The sequence below is a fragment of the Brevibacillus sp. Leaf182 genome, assembly GCF_001423865.2.
GTDB classification, from domain to species: domain Bacteria; phylum Bacillota; class Bacilli; order Brevibacillales; family Brevibacillaceae; genus Brevibacillus; species Brevibacillus brevis_C.
This window is the reverse complement of record NZ_LMPN02000023.1, coordinates 154,194-171,555: the sequence shown is the minus strand read 5'-3', so window position 1 is coordinate 171,555 and position 17,362 is coordinate 154,194. Positions and strand designations below refer to the sequence as shown.

At 50.8% G+C, this 17,362-nt stretch carries 18 protein-coding genes; 4 read left to right on the top strand and 14 right to left on the bottom strand.

From position 1 onward, the window contains the following. Nucleotides 1-179: 179 nt before the first annotated feature. The gene (locus tag ASG16_RS14280) at nucleotides 180-926 is read right to left on the bottom strand and encodes a stalk domain-containing protein (RefSeq protein ID WP_056496953.1); all 747 of its coding nucleotides are present in this window, start codon (nucleotides 924-926) and stop codon (nucleotides 180-182) included. Nucleotides 927-1,173: 247 nt separating this feature from the next. On the opposite strand from ASG16_RS14280, the gene ASG16_RS14275 reads away from it, so the two are divergent. Then, nucleotides 1,174-2,466 carry a dicarboxylate/amino acid:cation symporter gene (locus ASG16_RS14275; protein WP_056496956.1) on the top strand — a complete coding sequence of 431 codons (1,293 nt, stop codon included), beginning with the start codon at nucleotides 1,174-1,176 and terminating at the stop codon, nucleotides 2,464-2,466. A gap of 47 nt (nucleotides 2,467-2,513) precedes the next feature. Here ASG16_RS14275 and ASG16_RS14270 read toward each other — a convergent pair whose 3' ends face one another. Continuing rightward, nucleotides 2,514-2,768, bottom strand: a complete 255-nt coding sequence (locus tag ASG16_RS14270) for a hypothetical protein (protein WP_056496959.1) — start codon at nucleotides 2,766-2,768, stop codon at nucleotides 2,514-2,516. Nucleotides 2,769-3,094: 326 nt separating this feature from the next. Between ASG16_RS14270 and ASG16_RS14265 the strand changes: the two genes are divergently transcribed. Together ASG16_RS14265 and ASG16_RS14260 are read left to right on the top strand one after the other, a co-directional pair. Beyond that, on the top strand, nucleotides 3,095-3,592 hold the full coding sequence (locus ASG16_RS14265; RefSeq protein WP_056496962.1) for a cation:proton antiporter regulatory subunit: 498 nt from the start codon (nucleotides 3,095-3,097) through the stop codon (nucleotides 3,590-3,592). Nucleotides 3,593-3,594: 2 nt separating this feature from the next. Beyond that, nucleotides 3,595-4,827: a cation:proton antiporter gene (locus ASG16_RS14260; protein WP_056496966.1), complete on the top strand. Its 1,233-nt coding sequence runs from the start codon at nucleotides 3,595-3,597 to the stop codon at nucleotides 4,825-4,827. A gap of 49 nt (nucleotides 4,828-4,876) precedes the next feature. On the opposite strand, the gene ASG16_RS14255 is transcribed toward ASG16_RS14260, so the two are convergent. Together ASG16_RS14255 and ASG16_RS14250 are read right to left on the bottom strand one after the other, a co-directional pair. Continuing rightward, nucleotides 4,877-5,437, bottom strand: a complete 561-nt coding sequence (locus tag ASG16_RS14255) for a peroxiredoxin family protein (RefSeq protein WP_056496968.1) — start codon at nucleotides 5,435-5,437, stop codon at nucleotides 4,877-4,879. Further along, nucleotides 5,421-6,116, bottom strand: coding sequence for a hypothetical protein (locus tag ASG16_RS14250; protein ID WP_056496971.1), 696 nt, complete (start codon nucleotides 6,114-6,116; stop codon nucleotides 5,421-5,423). Before ASG16_RS14250 ends, ASG16_RS14255 begins: the two co-directional genes overlap by 17 nt. Before the next feature lie 89 nt (nucleotides 6,117-6,205). Here ASG16_RS14250 and ASG16_RS14245 point away from each other — a divergent pair, with 89 nt between their 5' ends. After that, nucleotides 6,206-6,985, top strand: a complete 780-nt coding sequence (locus tag ASG16_RS14245) for a GNAT family N-acetyltransferase (RefSeq protein ID WP_056496974.1) — start codon at nucleotides 6,206-6,208, stop codon at nucleotides 6,983-6,985. Between the two features lie 43 nt (nucleotides 6,986-7,028). Here the strand turns inward: ASG16_RS14245 and ASG16_RS14240 are convergent, their stop codons facing one another. Genes ASG16_RS14240 through ASG16_RS14195 form a run of 10 tightly spaced genes read right to left on the bottom strand, consistent with a single transcriptional unit; the run spans nucleotide 7,029 to nucleotide 17,359 of the window. Beyond that, entirely contained in the window at nucleotides 7,029-7,670 is a 642-nt protein-coding gene (locus tag ASG16_RS14240; RefSeq protein WP_111914429.1) for a precorrin-2 dehydrogenase/sirohydrochlorin ferrochelatase family protein, read from the bottom strand. Nucleotides 7,671-7,692: 22 nt separating this feature from the next. Further along, the gene (gene cobA, locus ASG16_RS14235) at nucleotides 7,693-8,481 is read right to left on the bottom strand and encodes a uroporphyrinogen-III C-methyltransferase (RefSeq protein ID WP_056496977.1); all 789 of its coding nucleotides are present in this window, start codon (nucleotides 8,479-8,481) and stop codon (nucleotides 7,693-7,695) included. Continuing rightward, nucleotides 8,478-9,518, bottom strand: a complete 1,041-nt coding sequence (gene cobT / locus ASG16_RS14230; protein ID WP_056496980.1) for a nicotinate-nucleotide--dimethylbenzimidazole phosphoribosyltransferase — start codon at nucleotides 9,516-9,518, stop codon at nucleotides 8,478-8,480. Before cobT ends, cobA begins: the two co-directional genes overlap by 4 nt. Continuing rightward, nucleotides 9,493-11,034, bottom strand: a complete 1,542-nt coding sequence (locus ASG16_RS14225; RefSeq protein ID WP_056496983.1) for a cobyric acid synthase — start codon at nucleotides 11,032-11,034, stop codon at nucleotides 9,493-9,495. The genes cobT and ASG16_RS14225 overlap by 26 nt, the downstream gene beginning before the upstream one ends. After that, a complete protein-coding gene (locus ASG16_RS14220; protein WP_056496986.1) occupies nucleotides 11,027-12,403 on the bottom strand; it encodes a cobyrinic acid a,c-diamide synthase CobB in 1,377 nt (458 codons plus the stop codon). Before ASG16_RS14220 ends, ASG16_RS14225 begins: the two co-directional genes overlap by 8 nt. Beyond that, a complete protein-coding gene (locus ASG16_RS14215) occupies nucleotides 12,400-13,545 on the bottom strand; it encodes a cobalt-precorrin 5A hydrolase (protein WP_056496990.1) in 1,146 nt (381 codons plus the stop codon). Before ASG16_RS14215 ends, ASG16_RS14220 begins: the two co-directional genes overlap by 4 nt. Beyond that, the gene (gene cobM / locus ASG16_RS14210; protein WP_056496993.1) at nucleotides 13,545-14,324 is read right to left on the bottom strand and encodes a precorrin-4 C(11)-methyltransferase; all 780 of its coding nucleotides are present in this window, start codon (nucleotides 14,322-14,324) and stop codon (nucleotides 13,545-13,547) included. Before cobM ends, ASG16_RS14215 begins: the two co-directional genes overlap by 1 nt. Beyond that, nucleotides 14,324-15,034: a precorrin-2 C(20)-methyltransferase gene (gene cobI / locus ASG16_RS14205; RefSeq protein WP_047070510.1), complete on the bottom strand. Its 711-nt coding sequence runs from the start codon at nucleotides 15,032-15,034 to the stop codon at nucleotides 14,324-14,326. The genes cobM and cobI overlap by 1 nt, the downstream gene beginning before the upstream one ends. Continuing rightward, nucleotides 15,031-16,260, bottom strand: a complete 1,230-nt coding sequence (locus ASG16_RS14200) for a bifunctional cobalt-precorrin-7 (C(5))-methyltransferase/cobalt-precorrin-6B (C(15))-methyltransferase (RefSeq protein ID WP_056496995.1) — start codon at nucleotides 16,258-16,260, stop codon at nucleotides 15,031-15,033. The genes cobI and ASG16_RS14200 overlap by 4 nt, the downstream gene beginning before the upstream one ends. Then, nucleotides 16,223-17,359 carry a cobalt-precorrin-5B (C(1))-methyltransferase gene (locus ASG16_RS14195; RefSeq protein WP_056496998.1) on the bottom strand — a complete coding sequence of 379 codons (1,137 nt, stop codon included), beginning with the start codon at nucleotides 17,357-17,359 and terminating at the stop codon, nucleotides 16,223-16,225. The genes ASG16_RS14200 and ASG16_RS14195 overlap by 38 nt, the downstream gene beginning before the upstream one ends. Between the last annotated feature and the right edge of the window lie 3 nt (nucleotides 17,360-17,362).

The window sequence follows — 17,362 nt, the reverse complement described above, 5'->3', positions numbered from 1 at the left end:
TTCCTATTCGCGAATTCTCGCATGGTCCCCTCTATACTCTACGTACTTCTATTCTATCAGTTTACAACCTTGTATTAAAATTTGCCTTTGATGTTTTTGGAAAATAGGAAAAAAGCCTTGCATCCCATGTAAAGGAGCAAGGCTTTTTTTGTGAGAAACGTCCCCACTTTGAGTGGTATTTAGTTAATAACGCTACCGTCGAAAGTGATTTCTTCATCGCTAGCATCCGCGGAGAAATCCCACAGCTCATCGTCATCATCGCTGCTGTCTACGATTTCACCTTCAATGTCAGCATCTTCGAACTCATCCCAAATATCTTCTACTACTTTTTCAACGAGATCTTCGAAATCGGAATCATCCATAGCGTCGTACTCGTCTTCAAATTCATCCTTGTCGACCGCGATTTCTACATCGATATCATCTTCGTCGCCACTCAGCGTGAACTTCCACTCGATATCTTCGTAGTCATCGTAGTCATCTTCGAGTTGATCTTCCAGGTCGTCCAGGTCATCTTGGACATCATCGTCATCATCTCTGCTGCTCTTGCTGTTTTTCAAATCAGTAATCTGTTTGTTCAGGCTGTCAATTGTGCCTTGCAAGGTTCTGATTTGAGCATCACGTGCAGCCAACTCTGATGCGTGCTGGGAGTTCGGCTTGTCTTTTACCGTGATGGTGTACTTCGTGCCATCCCATGCTACATCCTTGCTGAACACGTCTGCCATCATGCGAAGTGGAATGTACGTGGTTCCGTTTACGATGAATGGTTCGATTGTAGTTGGAACAGCTGCGCCGTTATAAATAACTTTAATGTTGTTGTACTTAGCTTGCAGATTCTTCGTTCCAGTCGCTGCTTGAGAGCTCGTCGGAATAAGTGTGGTAGTCAGAATCAACGCTGAGGCAATTGCCAGATATTGCTTCTTGAACATAGAAAATCCTCCATTCTCCCGGTTGTCTATTTCTTTCGTGTCACTATGTACATCTCTTACTTTACCTATCCTTCGTGTCGAGAGTATGTCAACAATCGATTTTTTCCTTTCCAATTTGAGGGGAATTCCATGACCAAAAGGACCAAAACAACCAATATGACCGTATCATTTTCAATTTTTCACACAATTTATACAATGCGAAGGAGAGAATAAAGCGTTTTCAAAATCTGGAGGAGGAACGAATTTCATGCGGATCAACTTTAAAAATCTGACCGTACAGGTCGTTATTGCCATCATTCTCGGTATTCTAGTTGGTCATTTTGCACCCAAATTTGGCGCAGAGCTGAAGGTGTTGGCCGATATTTTTGTCAAACTGATCAAAATGGTCATTCCACCAATTGTCTTCTTCACTGTAGTGAATGGAATCGCCAGTATGGGAGACATGAAAAAGGTCGGTAAGATCGGCGGCAAAGCGCTGCTCTATTTTGAAATCGTTACCACAATTGCATTGGCAATCGGACTGCTCGTGGTCAACCTGATCAAGCCTGGGGTAGGCTTTGACAAAACGGGCCTGACCAGCGGGGACGTCTCCAAATACACGGAGGCTGCTGCACAGAGTAACAACGGTTTTATTGACTTTATTGCGGGGATCATCCCGGAAAACGTCGTCGGGGCGATGGCAAAAGGCGAGCTGTTGCCTATCCTGTTCTTCGCTGTCCTGTTTGGTCTCTCACTCGCTGCCATGGGGCAAGCATCCCAGCCCGTCATCAAGCTGTTTGACAAGCTGACACACGGATTTTTCGGTGTCGTCAACATGATCATGAAGGTTTCTCCAATAGCTGCATTTGGTGCAATGGCGTACACGATTGGCAAATTCGGCATTGGTTCATTGACAAGACTGGGTCTTTTGATGACGGCTGTCTACATCACGATGTTTTTGTTCATTATTCTCATATTGGGCGGGATCGCGCGGTACTACAAATTCAACATCTTCTCGTTTATCAAATACATTCGGGAGGAAATCCTGCTCGTGCTCGGTACTTCCTCCTCAGAGTCCGCTCTTCCGAGAATGATGGATCGACTGGAGAAGTACGGCTGCTCCAAATCCGTTGTCGGTCTGGTCGTACCGACGGGCTACTCGTTTAACCTGGACGGTACCTCGATCTATTTATCCATGGCCGCCATTTTTATCGCCCAGGCGTATGGCATTGAGCTCAGCTTCTGGGAACAGGTCACCCTTCTAGGAATCCTGATGATTACGTCAAAAGGGGCTGCTGGTGTCACAGGTTCTGGTTTCATTACACTCGCCGCTACCTTGGCAGCCTTTCCTATCATTCCGGTCGAAGGCATTGCCCTCTTGCTCGGCGTTGATCGATTCATGTCAGAAGCTCGTGCCATCACGAATCTGATCGGAAATGGCGTAGCTGCTGTGGTCATAGCCAAGCATGAAAATGAGTTCCATCCGGGACGAATCCAGCAAGCAGATGAAACCGCCATCGAGTCGGACAACGATTCGGAAACAAAGCCGATCACGGCCTAGTCCATATAAAAAGAGGTTCTCCTATGGAAAGAGAACCTCTTTTTGCTTTAGTCATTTGGCCATGTTTTACGAAGCTCAGCCTCGAATTGGCGCAGATGATTAATTCGCTTCTGTGCTGCCTGATACTCCTCCTGCCAGCCCTCTTTTTCGCGCTCTCTGATCAGCTCCGCCTTTTTCTCCAGCTCCTTTACCTCATTACGCAATGCGATCACGATGTCCAATAGCTCATCCATATCCATGGACCGCATGTCTTGAATAAAGACCCATTCCGCTTCTGTTAATCGATACTGTTTGTTCGCCATGTTTCATCATCCTTAAAATAACCTCTATCGAAGCCCGCTCATGAGGAGCGACCACGTTTTAGAGGAAAATTGACATTCCTGTTCGTTTATAAGTGTGTCATTTTTTAATAAAAATGTTTCATTTTGAAGAAAAATGACGTCATTTCGTGTATAATAGTTGATGTAGGTATGAATGTCGACAATAATCCGCACAACAGGGGGGATTATTACTAAAATATCACCGGAATGGATATAATTCCAAATAATTATTGACGACTTGTTGCTCACTGGGAGAATAGAGCAGCTATCTATGCCAATACAGTGTTTTGCGCGAAGGAGGATCTTACATGTTCTCTATTAGAGAATCCGATTTACCAGGAATTGGCAGGAAGTACCAGATCGAAACCAGAAGTGGCGACAAGCTGGTTATTGTCATTCACGATGACGGCCGCCGTGAAATGTATCACTTTGACCGTGATGATATAGACGAAACGCTCTCCATGATTACCCTTGACGATGATGAGGCGAGACAAATTGCTGCCATCGTAGGCGGCTTGACGTACAAACCATCTGCACTGGAAACAGTCGAGGTTGCGTTAGACAAACTCATGATCGAATGGTACAAGATTGAATCGAACGCTCCTGCCATTGGCAAGACGATTGGGGAACTCAACATTCGTCAAGAAACAGGCGCTACCATCATCGCTGTTATCGAAAAAGACCATAAACAAACGATTAATCCCGGCCCCGAGTATGTCCTTTGTACAGGATCTACATTGGTCGTTGCAGGTGAACGGAAGCAGGTGAAGGCTCTCAAGACTATTCTCAGCAACGGAGGTGAGTGATATTGGAGCACATCGTTTTTGAAGTTGGTCTTGCCCTCGCACTCATAGCAATTGCGGGGTTCCTCTCCATGAAGTTAAAATTCTCCATTGTCCCCTTCTACATTCTCGTCGGGATGATCGTGGGTCCACACGCTCCCGACATCGGCTTGTTTGATCTCCGCTTTATTGAAAGCGCCCCGCTCATCGAATTTATGGGCAGACTTGGCGTACTCTTCCTGTTGTTTTACCTCGGACTGGAATTTTCGGTAGGCCGTCTGATCAAGGCTGGTCGATCCATTGCCGTAGGCGGTACCATTTACATCGTCATCAACTTTACCCTCGGCCTCATATTTGGTTGGGCCGCTGGCTTCCCTCTCAAAGAGGTATTGATTATCGCCGGTATTACCACGATTTCCTCCAGCGCCATTGTGGCAAAAGTACTGGTGGATCTCAAACGTACAGCAAATCGCGAAACAGAGATGATCTTGGGGATCATCATGTTCGAAGACATATTCTTGGCCGTCTATATTTCGATCGTGTCCGGCTTGGTGTTAAGCGGTGCAACTTCTCTTGCTGGCGTGCTCTCATCCGCATTGATTGCACTCGGCTACATGCTTCTCCTGATTATCGTAGGCCGCAAGCTCGTACCTTTCCTGAATCGGGCATTGAACATCAAATCAAACGAAGTCTTCATGATAACGGTGTTTGCCGCTCTGTTTCTGATTGCGGGTTTTTCCGAAACGATCCATGTTGCCGAAGCCATCGGAGCATTGCTCGTAGGTCTCGTCTTGGCAGAAACACAACACATGAAGCGCATCGAGCATCTCATCCTGCCGTTTCGCGACTTCTTCGGAGCCATGTTCTTCTTCAGCTTCGGTTTGACAATTGATCCATTGTCATTAGGTGGAGCCGTATGGTTGTCCATTGGTGCAGTTGCCCTCACCCTTTTCGGTAACGTCGTCGCCGGACTTTTGGCTGGGCGAAGTGCCGGATTGTCTCCCAAGGCTTCTACCAATATTGGACTGACCATCGTATCTCGCGGTGAGTTCTCCATCATCATGGCTAATCTCGGAAAAGCGGGCGCACTCATGGAAATTTTGCAACCATTTGCGGCTCTTTACGTTTTGATTCTCGCCATTTTAGGTCCATTGCTGACCAAGGAATCCAAGCATATTTACAAATTGCTCAATGCTGTGTTTCGTCTGGATCGAAAGGCACCACTCAAAGAAACAGAGAACAAAGCAGACGCTGGATAATAGAAGCGATATCACTACCGACAGCACATATTGCCTGCTGTCGGTTTTTCTATTTTACCGCAGACAGCATGTTTGCCATGATTTCTTCACTCATCGGGCCGATGTATTTATTCTGAACCACGCCGTTCGAATCAATGATGTAGCTGGTCGGAATCGAAATGGCTTTGTACACATTCGCCACTTCTTTATCAGGATCGAGCAAGATTGGGAAGGTAATGCCATACAACTTCGCAAAATCTGCCACAACTTCCGGGCTCGTCTCCGTATCGGTCAGATTAACACCGAGAATTACTACCCCTTTTTCCTTGTTCTCTTCGTAGTAACGCTGCATGTCCGGCATTTCTGCGCGGCAAGGTGGACACCACGTCGCCCACAGATTGAGAATCACTTTTTTCCCCCGTAAATCGGACAGCTTGACCGTACCGCCACCTATCTGCTGAAGTTCAAAATCAGGAGCGGTATTTCCTTTTTCAATTCCAATCTGCCCGTTGCCCTGCTCTCCAGATGAAGCGATGGGCTCCTGCCTATTCAAGAATTCCGCATCAAAAACGCCCCATCCTAAAAGCGCCAGGAGTACGACGATCGCCCAAACATTATGATGCTTCTTCATCGGTCGTTCCCCCTATCGGCTTCACTCGTCTGGACAAAAAGAGCAGCAAGAGAGCGAATGCATAGTACATGAGCTGATCGGCGGAAAGTCCTGCAAATACAGCTTCTCGATTCGGTATAAAAAAGTGCACATAGACTTGGCTAATGGCAAACCACATGACGGTTGCAAGCCAAGCCGCCAGATGAATGAGTCCTTCCTTTTCCCTTTGCAGCCACCAAAGAAACAAGGCGCATATGACGACCTGCTGTACGTGGTACCACATGCTGATCTGTTCTAACACGACCGTGAGCAGTTGGTAAACACCAGTTGCAGCTAGAAAGCCTGTCGCCATTCCCAAGGCGACGAAATGAACAGGAATCGCTTTTTTCCGTACCGTCTTGGTGAGGTAGACGACAACTGCCACGCCTGCCAGCATGGCTCCGTTTTCCCCCCCGGAAAAATAAAGAATGGATGAGGGATTCTCCACCGCTTTCGAAAAATAAAACAGGACATAGCTGAACTTCCAAACGAGAAATGCCAGCACCACTGCATTACTCAACAGCTCAATAACGGCTGATTTCATTTCCCTGTTATGTGTAAGCTGAACGGATATGGCCACAAAGCCGAGCGAAAGCGAAACAATGACCGCCAGCATGCTCATTTTCAACAAAAAGGGGCCCATTTGAAAAGCATCCGACATTTTCGTTTCCTCCTTTAGGAAAATGGCTTACTCTAGGAAGACAAGTATCCAAACAACTATCACCATATCAGGAAATGGGGAATAAAGGAATGCTCACGAATATTTTTACTTTGCAGGAGCGCTATGCCCTTGCTTTCTCTACGCGAACGGAGCATCCACAAGTACGCGTATATCGCGATGAATCCGTCCCGGACATGTATAGTCATAATTTTACAGAAGTGATGTCGGTTCCCACTCAAGACTGGGTGCAAGCTTATATCGAGCAAGAGCTTCGACATGCCAAAGAGCAACAGCTCGGCCACTTGAAGCTGGAACTGCACCCGTCGCTACCTTTTTCAGAAGAGTTAGTGTCTTTTGCTACCCAGCTTGGGTTTGAAGTAAACACGATGCTGTACATGCTTGCTCCGCTGGATGTTGCCGATCAACTGGAGCCGAATCCAAAGTGCTCCGTTTTACGAGGAGATTCAACTGACGTCCTGGAAGCAGCCATTCGCTGCCTTACCGCTAGTGATTCCGTCATGATCAATCCTGATTTTGCTGTCCGTAAAGCGAACCGGAAAAGAGAAATTTATGAACGAGGTGAGATCATTCCGTATGTGTGCTTTGTCGATCAGGAGCCAGTCGGTGCATGTGAATGGCATCATTACAAGGAGCTCGTTCGTATGGAGGAATTCTTTATACTGGATGCGTGGCAGCGTAGAGGATTTGGCTCGGAAATCATTCGGGTCATGATGCAGGACGCCAAAAAACTCGGCGCCACCCATATGTACTTAACGACCTATGCAGATGATACGCCGCAAGAAATGTACAGCAAGCTCGGCTTTCAAGAGGTCGCGAGGCATTTGGAAATGATCTGGCTAAAAAACTAGAAAAAAACTCCCACCAAGTAGCTTAGTGAGAGCCATCCTATTTTCAGTGTTGATCTACTCTTTTGTTAAGCAGCGCTTTGACCTCCCGATCTCTTCGGTCGGTTTCGCCATTTTTGGTCCATTGTAAGAATCGGTCGTCCAAAAGCTCTGCCAAGATTGCCCGTTTGTCCGCTTCGCTCACCGCCAGCGAGAGCACTTGTCTTCTCATGCTGCCGAGAAAAAGCGTGTAGTCCTCGTATTCCGGTCCCACCCACTCTTCGAGCTGGCGGCGCATTTTCTTTGCCAGACCCGGGTTGTTCCCACCCGTAGAGATCGCAATCTGCAAGTCACCACGCGCAACGACGGATGGAACGGTAAAAGAACAGAGGTCTGGGCGATCAACGATATTGATCCACTGATGCGGACGGCACGCTTCGTATACAGTCAGATTGACGGCGGGATCACTCGTCGCCGCGATGATGAGCACTGCCTCCTCTACGTCCTGTGGGATAAAGGGGCGCAGTGCTACCATTAGCTTCTTGGCGTGTGCCCATTCAAGGATGGTTGCCGTACAGGAGGGACTCACAACGGTGACATCCGCACCAGCAGCAAGCAAACTGCCGATTTTCCGCTCGGCTACTTGCCCGCCACCGACCACCAAGCAACGCTTGCTTTGTAGATTGACCATCATGGCATAGTGCGTCACCAGCGTTCCCTCCCTCGGCTTCCTATTGTTGTTGCACTTGCTCCATTGCAAGCGTAGCTTCAAACCAGTTGATTTTCTCACGCATCTTCACGACATCGCCAACCAGAATGATAGCTGGATTGGTGATGTGACTGTTTTCCGCCATACGCTCCTCAATATCAGCCAAGGTACCCGTTAGTACCGCTTGCTGCGGGAGTGTTCCCCAAGAGATAACGGCTACAGGTGTATGCGGATCGCGTCCGTGCTTGATTAATTGGGTCCGGATCAACGGCAGGTTGGCTACTCCCATGTAAAAGGCAAGCGTGTCGATGCCATTCGCGAGAGCACGCCATTTTTCTACCGCCAGCTCTGGCTTGTCTTCGCGCAAATGTCCCGTCACGACAGCGAATGACGAGCCGTGATCGCGGTGTGTCACCGGAATACCCGCGTACGCTGAGGCTGCAATTGCAGCTGTTACTCCCGGGACGATTTCAAAGGCAATTCCTCGCTCGGCCAAATGCTGCGCTTCTTCTCCCGCACGACCAAACACGCAAGGATCGCCGCCTTTTAGCCGAACGACGACTTTTCCTTCCAGCGCTTTTTCCGCTAACAGCTCGTTAATCGATTCCTGTCTCATCGTGTGATGATCCGGCAGCTTGCCGCAGTAGATACGTTCTGCCGTCTGTGGCGCGTACTCCAGCAGGGCTGGATTTGCCAGACGATCATACACAACCACCTCTGCCTTTTGCAGGCATTCCATTCCTTTTACGGTAATCAGCTTTGGATCGCCAGGGCCAGCTCCTACGAGATAGACTTTGCCCGCGCCGCTCATCGGTCACTCACTCCTGCTGATGCAAATGTCGCCATCTCACGAACCATCCGTGTCGCTGCTTCCACGATTGGAAACGCCAATGTTGCTCCGCTTCCTTCACCCAGTCGCAATTTCAGGCTGAGCAATGGCTCCTTGCCTAATGCTTGTAGGACAAAATCATGCCCCGGCTCCTCAGAACGGTGACCCGCGATCAAGTAATCAGCAACGAGTGGCTCCATTCGAACAGCAAGCAGAGCCGCTACCGTAGCGATAAAGCCGTCCAGCAGCACAGGGACACGACGAGTGGCTGCTCCGATAATCGCCCCTGCCATTGCTCCGATTTCCAGTCCGCCGACTTTTGCCAAAACGTCCAACGGATTGTTTGCATCCGGGCGATGCAGCGCAAGCACGTCACGAACAACTGCCTTTTTGCGCTGCCAGCCTGCATCATCCAGCCCTGTTCCTCGTCCGACGATTTGTTCAGGATCAGCTCCGGTTAAGGCTGACAGGATCGCACTGCTGGCTGTCGTGTTGCCAATCCCTACTTCACCGACGATCAGGACTTTGGCGCCTTCTTCAATAATCGCTTCTGCCATTTCAAAACCAACTGCGATGGAGCGCTGCGCTTCGTCTACGGTCATCGCAGCTTCTTTCAGCATATTGCCCGAGCCTGCTCTGATTCGCTTGTTATAAACACCCGGTGCGTCGACCTCGACCGCTACACCAACATCTACGATTTTTTGAATGGCTCCGATTTGTCTGGCGAAGACATTGACTCCAGCTCCACCATGAACCATATTCAGCACCATTTGCGCTGTCACTTCCTGTGGATAGGCAGAGACACCTTCTCGTGCCACACCGTGATCGGCCGCAAAAACAAGCACGCCCGGCGGTGTCACAACAGGCATTGTCTCACCTGTCATCCCAGCCAGCTCAATAGCCAATTGCTCCAAGCGACCAAGGCTGCCAAGCGGCTTGGTCAACTGATCCACATGCTGCCTCGTTTGCTCACTTGCTTCCTGATTTCGTGGCTCAATCGCCGGATAAATGACTGACATTAATTTGCACCTCTTTTTCTTGAAAAGCCTTCATGTACTCTTCGATCGTATCCAACTTCACATGGCGACGAACGGTATCCGCCAACAGATCGTACCCCTGCTCTCGTAGAGCGACAAAGGATGGGCGATCCGTGATGGGTGAAAGACCTTTTTTCTCACGGATGGTATTCAGCAACAGCGTGCGGAAGTGGTCATTGTGGAACAAGCCATGAAAATACGTACCGATCAACTGCCGCTCCTCCTGACAATAGCCCTCCGTGCGCCCCTCCATCTGGATAAAAGGAAAATCATTGCTTGAATGAGCAGATTGTCCCATGTGAATCTCGTAGCCTTCTACCGTCAGCTTTTCCTTCGCAAATACCGCTTCTCCGCGGGACAAAACGGTCGTTTTCTTCTGCTCCATCGTCGTGATCATCGGGATGAGACCCAGCCCATCAAGCTGCTGCAACGGAGACTCGACCCCAGCCGGATCGTGAATGGATTCTCCCAGCATTTGATAGCCGCCGCACAAGCCGACGATATATGTCTTCCCTTTATGATGAAGGTCTTTGACCGCCGCGGCAAGACCTGTCTCTCGTAAGAAACTCAAATCCTCGAGTGTATTCTTACTGCCCGGCAAGACAATCAGGTCAGGTTCACCCAGCTCTTCCAAACGTGTCACAAAGCGCATCCGGCAATCCGGCTCTACAAAAAACGGGTCCACGTCTGTAAAGTTGGAAATTCGCGGGTAGCGCAAAACCGCAATGTCAATCTCTCGCGGTGTCTCACGCTGCCCTTGATAACGGTGCAAAATCAGCGAATCCTCCGCATCGATCCACAAATCTGGAATAAATGGCACGACACCAAGTACCGGCTTTCCCGTATACTCCTCGAACCAGTCGAGTCCCGGCTGCAAAAGTGTCAAATCACCGCGAAAACGATTGATGATGACGCCGATCACGCGGTCCCGATCTTCGGGCTCGAGCAGTTGGAGGGTACCGACCAAGCTGGCAAAAACTCCCCCGCGCTCGATGTCTGCCACCAAAACGACGGGAGCGTTCGTGAGACGAGCGACTCGCATATTGACGAGCTCACGGTCATTCAGATTAACCTCTGCCGGACTGCCAGCCCCTTCAATGACGATCCGCTCATAGGCGCTGGCGAGTCGTTGATACGCTTCCTCAATGATCCGTAAGCCCTTGTCATAAAACTCCGTCCGATAAGCAAAAGCTTTCATGTTGCCGTATGGCTCGCCGTTTACGACAATTTGCGATTCGGAATCTCGTGTCGGCTTGATCAAAATGGGGTTCATGTCGGTCGTCGCCAGAATTCCTGCTGCTTCCGCCTGAACGCCCTGTGCCCGGCCGATTTCTTTTCCATCCAGCGTCACGTAGGAGTTTAACGCCATATTTTGCGATTTGAACGGAGCTGTCTTGTAGCCATCTTGGGCAAAAATCCGGCACAGCGCTGTTGCAATCGCACTTTTTCCTGCATCCGAGCTGGTACCTTGCACCATCAACGGGAGGGCTTTAGGCACGAGCGGCCACCTCCGCGCAACGGTTCAGCCAACGCTCAACCAGGTCGGGATTGGAGCCAAAATGCAAGTGAGTATAGCCTGCGACCAGATGATCTTGGGCATAGCCCTCCGGTTTCGTACCGCGAAGCCCTTTTGTCTCATATGCTGCTGGCAATTGTTGATCCGAAGCATACGTAGAATAGTGGAATTCATGCCCTTTTGCCTGTTCCTCGGTGCCGAGCAAGAAATTACCTTCCTTGCCGCGCACTTCCCGATAGCCAAGCGCTGCGAGCTTTTTCTGCATGGTCACCTTGCCTGGGATGAGCCCTACCATCGGATAGCTGTCGCCCTCTGTCGTCACGATTGCCTCTGTCAAAAACATATAGCCACCGCACTCGGCCAAAGTAGGCAAGCCTTTTGTGATCGCAGCTCGAATCGATTGTTTCACCGTTTCATTTTGCGATAGCTCTGCTGCAAATTCCTCGGGGAAGCCTCCCCCGATGTACAAGCCATCTGCGTCCTCAGGCACTCCCTCACCGGCCAGTGGAGAAAAGAATGCGAGCTTCGCGCCATATGCTTCGAGCAGCTCCAAATTTTCCGGATAGTAAAAATGAAAAGCAGGGTCCTTCGCTACAGCAATGGTGACATTGGCAGATGCTTTTCGTGGAGCAAACAGCGTAGGCTCCGCTTGCAGCGGCTCTGCCTTTGCCAGCTCCCAGATTTGCTCCAAATCCACGGTCTCTGCAATCAGATCAGCCAGCTTTTCAAACAGTGGTGTCAGCTCTCCTCGTTCGACGGATGGCACCAATCCGAGATGACGTTCCGGTATTTCCAGCTCGTTCTCCCGTTTCAGGTAGCCCACGACCGGAATCCCGCACTCCTGCTCAATCGCTGCCTTCACGATTTTGTGATGCCCTTCACTGCCGACCTTGTTGGCGATGACACCGACGATTCTCGCCTGTGGATTGAGCAGTTGAAAGCCTTTGACAATTGCAGCCGCACTGCGTGCCATGCTCTGACAATTGACCACCAACAGAACCGGAGAGCCAGTCAGGATGCTGATTTCGGCCGTGCTGCCTTTATCGCTGGTTGCTTCCTTGCCATCGTACATACCCATGACACCCTCGATAATCGAGATGTCTGCACCCTCGCTACCGCGGACAAAAATCTCCTTCACGATCTCGTGCTCCAGCATAAAGCTGTCCAGATTGCGCGAAGCTCTGCCCGTCACAGCCGTATGATACGTGGGATCGATGTAGTCAGGTCCACACTTGAAGCCCTGTACGGTATGCCCTTTTCTTTTCAGAGCAGCCATCAGTCCGATGGTAACGGTTGTCTTACCCGCTCCACTGCCTGTTCCGGCAATCACAATACGGCGGCTGTCCGTCATGCGCGCTCCTCCTCATGATAGGGCATCAAACCGACCGAAATGGTGGTGTTGCCCGACTTCTTCTTGGTCAAAACGAGTTCGCCCGCGCCAGCATACAGCTTCGCGGCAGGCTCACTCACTCCGTACGCTCCGGTGAACTTGAAGACAGTATCAGACGGATCGCTGATCTCTACCTGATTCAACTCTTCTGGCGAGTACCAGACGAACGGCCAGCCGTATTTTTCGCAAACGGCGATCAGACCCGCTTCATCTTTTTTCAACTCGATGGTCGCCAGTGCTTTTACGCTTTTGATTGAAAATTGCAGTTCATCCAGCGTTTCCTTGATGACTGCCTCGATCTCCTCTGCGGAGGTTCCACGATTGCAGCCCATTCCGAGCACGATTACCTTCGGACGATAAAGGACGCCGTTGTCCAAAATCGATTGTTCCTCCGGTGTGAGCAAGCGATGAGAGACGACTAGAGCAGCTTGCGGCTGATCGGCTTTTGCCTCAGCGATTGTCGCGTATTCCTTGATGGACGGTGGCATTGGTGTGTCATGCATCCACCAGTCACGTTCGCCGGATTCATTGATGACAGCTACGCGCTCCTCGTTTACGACAGAAGCACTGACAGGGGTCAGCTTTTCAGCGGAATCCCACTCCCAGCCAAAACGTCTACCGAATAGATCGACCGGAATCGTCTTTTGTACATCAGACGCTGTCGTGATAATCGGACGAGCATCCATGACTGCCGCTACCTCGCGAGCCAGCTCATTGGCACCGCCCAAATGGCCAGACAGTACACTGATGACATTCTCCCCACGGTCATCGACGACGACGACACCCGGGTCTTTCTTTTTATCTTCGAGCAAAGGTGCAATCATCCGAATAACCGCACCCAGAGAAATAATGATGATTAAACCTTTATAAGCAGGCCAGAGAGCGGGAAACAGCATCCGTACACTGTTCGAAAACAACTGGATGCCGCGCGCATCCTCATCTCCGCGCTCGAATTTGCTCATGTAGTACAGGTCTGTTCCAGGGAATTTTTGCGCCAAATCACGCGCCATCTCTACCCCGTGCTTCGTGATCGCGACAATAGCATAATCTCCGCGCTGCTCGATAACAGGGATTTCTCCCTCGATCAGTTCGATGATCTTCATTATTCCTTCACACCTTTTCTGAACCCGTGTGTAAAGGTTTTATCATACAGCTTGGAACGGTATTGCTCGCTCTTGTCGTGGATGTTCGGGTCCAATGCCCAGCCAGCCAAAATCATCGCGTGCTTGCGAATGCCGTTTTTGCCCATGTCTTCGTCCAAATTTTTCAGCGTGGTGCGAATGATCAATTGATCCGGCCAGCTTGCACGTTGTACGACTGCGACAGGCGTATCCTCGCTCCAGCCTGCATCGACCAGCTCGCGGACTACTTTTTTCGTCAAAGTCGCGCTAAGGTACAGAGCCAACGTGCAATGATGCTCAGCGAGTGCACGCAGCTTTTCTCTCTCAGGCACCGGTGTGCGACCTTCTGCGCGGGTAAGGATGATCGTCTGTGTCAGATCAGGAATCGTCAGCTCGGCTCCTACTGCTGCCGCTGCCGCAAATACGGAGCTCACACCAGGAACGATTTCTACCTCGACGCCTTTTTCTTTTAATAGGGCGATCTGTTCCATGATCGCGCCATAAATGGAGGGATCACCTGTATGCAGGCGTACGACTGTTTTTCCGCTACTAATCCGGTCTACCAACAGCTCTACCATTTCTTCCAATGCCATACCCGAGCTTTGCAGTACCTCTGCATCGGGATTGCCCATTGCTACCAAATCCTCGTTCACGAGAGAGTCGGTATACATAATGACATCTGCCTTTTGAAGCAACTTCAAGCCTTTTACTGTAATCAAATCTGGGTCGCCAGGACCCGCTCCCACTATGTACAGTTTCATTACTTTTTCACCACCATCAGTGTAAGATAGCTGAGCTCAGCCCGCTCCAGTTCACGCATATCGGTCCAAACCATTTCCTCGGAGGAAGTGACCTTGGTCGCTACTGCTGCCTTTTCAGCCAGCCCCATTTCTTTCAGCAAGCCAATGATCATTGGCAGTACTTTTGCTACCTTCAGGAACACGACGGTATCGTGATTCTCAAGCGCTTTGCGCATGGCTTCCTTGTCTTCTGTTGCCGGAATGATACCGATCTGCTCGTCGCCATCCGCCAGTGGCAGATTGAAGCGGGACGCTGCTCCCAGAAACGAAGAGACGCCTGGTACGGTCACGATTGGCACTTCCGGGTGCTCCTCATGCATGACGCGCATCATGTGGATAAACGTGCTGTAAAACATCGGATCGCCTTCCGTTACAAAAGCAACGTCCTTGCCTTCAGACAGACGCTCCCAAACGATCTCCACTGTGTTGTTCCACTCGCGCTCCAAAATTTCTTTGTCCCGCGTCATCGGGAATACGAGTCCAAGCATTTCCTTGTCTGGGGACTGCACATACAGCTCTGCGATTTGATGCGCGTAGCTTTTGCTGCCCATCCGTTTTTTCGGATAGGCAACCACTGGTGATTGCTGTAATAGACGAAATGCCTTGACGGTAATCAATTCGGGGTCGCCGGGACCTACGCCCAGTCCGTACAATGTTCCGATCTTAGTCACTTGCTGTCTCCTCCTTGTTCTTCTGTCTGCTTGGCCCAAGCCGTAATGATGTAGATCGGATTCAATGCTTCAAAGCGCGTCAGGGACAAAATCGGCTTGCTGCGCGATAGCTGCGCCAGTGTCACCGATGTCTCGAAGCCTTCCTGTGCGAATGCTTGTGTCGCTTCGTACAATGTCTCAATGGTCGCTGCGTTCACCACAATCCGGCCATTCGGGCGCAGTCGTGTGCAGCAGATGTTCAACAGCTCGCGCAATTCTCCGCCACTGCCGCCGATAAATACGGCATCCGGATTCGGGAACTCATCCAAGCCATGTGGGGCACGTGCGTTAATCACTGTCAAATCCGTGCGAAACTTCGCCATGTTCTGGCGGCAGTTTTCCAGATCGTCCGCGTTCTTCTCTACGCCGTACACTTCACCCTTACGTGCAATTCGTGCCGCTTCAATGGCGACAGAGCCTGTGCAGGTGCCGATGTCCCAAACGATGCTTTTGGCATGCAATTGCAGCTGTGCGATGCTTAAAATGCGCACTTCTTTTTTCGTAATGAGTCCCTTGTCCGGCTTGCGCTGGGAAAACTCCTCGTCTGCGATTCCAAACGGCCATACTGGGCTTGGACGGCGTTTTTTCAAAATCACGACATTCAGATCAGAGAAGATACCATCTGCCATTTCCTCGAGGGAATACCAGCCTGTCCGCTCTTCGGCACTGCCGAGATTCTCCGCCACGAACGCATCGTACTCAGTCATTTGGAACGAAAGGAGATAGCGGGCGATCGCTGCTGGCGAGTTTTCCCGATCCGTCAGCAGTGCGACCTTATCCTTCCCGTCGATCCGCTGTGCCAGACCTTTGATACTGCGTCCGTGCACACTCGCCAGTGTCGCATCCTGCCATGCTTCCCCCATTTTGGCAAAAGCGAGCTGGATGGAGCTCAGGTGCGGATAAATCTCCACGTTCAGTTTTTTTGCAAGCAAGCTGCCAATCCCGTAAAAGAGCGGATCGCCTGACGCCAGAATGACCGTCTTGCGCGTCTCCGTACGCAGCTCCTCCACCATGGCAGTCAGACCGCCCTTCAGTACACGCTTTTCCCCTGTATACTCCGGGAAGAAACTGAGGTGTCGCTCTCCTCCAACCAACAGCTCACTTTCCTCTATCCACGTCCGGTACAACGGCAGCAGGCTCTGCTGTCCATCATCCCCGATTCCAATTACTTTCATCGCCTGTGTCATTGATCGTCACCCTTCCCAACAGGGACCCTTTCATTGTGATGATGATGGTTTCGACCTCGATGCCGCCGCCCACTTCCTTTAGAGCAGCGCGACAGCAGTTTTCGCACATGATCTCGAAAAAGGCGGGCGTGTCCACCATCATATCGCCTACCTGCGAAGCGGTGTTGGCTCCCAAAATTTCGTCAATACGCTCCTGAGAAGCTCCCGCATCTGCTGCCATTTGGGCAAGGAAGCCGAAATCGACGGGTGCGCTTTTGGAGTGAACCATCATGACGCCCTGCGCCACCTTGGAAAACTTGCCCATCATCCCGACCAAGGTCACTTTGCGCATATCCTTGTTCTTGCACTGCTTGAGGGAAAACCCGACGAAATCGCCCATTTCCACGAACGCTTCTTCCGACAGCTCTGGATAAGTAGCGACCCCGTAGGATTCACTCTTTCCGCCCGTCGACAACACAATATGATCGCAGCCAGCTTCCTTGGCGACATTGACCGCTTGTGCCACGCTTGCCTTGTAGGCAGAAGTGGAAAACGGCACCACGATTCCACGCGTCCCCAAAATGGATATGCCGCCGAGTATGCCGAGTCGTCCATTCAATGTTTTTTTGGCGATTTCCTCGCCAGCAGGCACGGAAATGACGATTTTGATCCCGCGCTGCGTCCCGTACTCATCCAGAACAGCCTGCGCAGTTTCCCTGATCATTTTGCGCGGGACGGGATTGATCGCAGCCTCGCCAATCGGAACGGGCAACCCTGGCTTGGTCACCCGTCCCACACCGAGTCCGCCATCCAAAATAATGCCGGGCTCATCCGACCATTCCACGGTAGAGAGAATAAGGGCACCGTGTGTCGCGTCCGGGTCGTCTCCCCCATCTTTGATCGTGCTTGCGGTCGCCTTCTCCAATGAAAACTCACAGCTCTCCATCTGAAAGGAGACGTCCTCGCCAATTGGCAGGCGAATCGTCGCTTGGCTTTGCTCTTCCTGAGTAATCAGCGCGATCAAAGCAGCCTTAGTCGTCGCCGTTGCACATGATCCAGTCGTATATCCGTGGCGGAGGGGCTTTGCCTCTTTTTCGTCCGTTGCTGCTTTGGCTGCCATCTG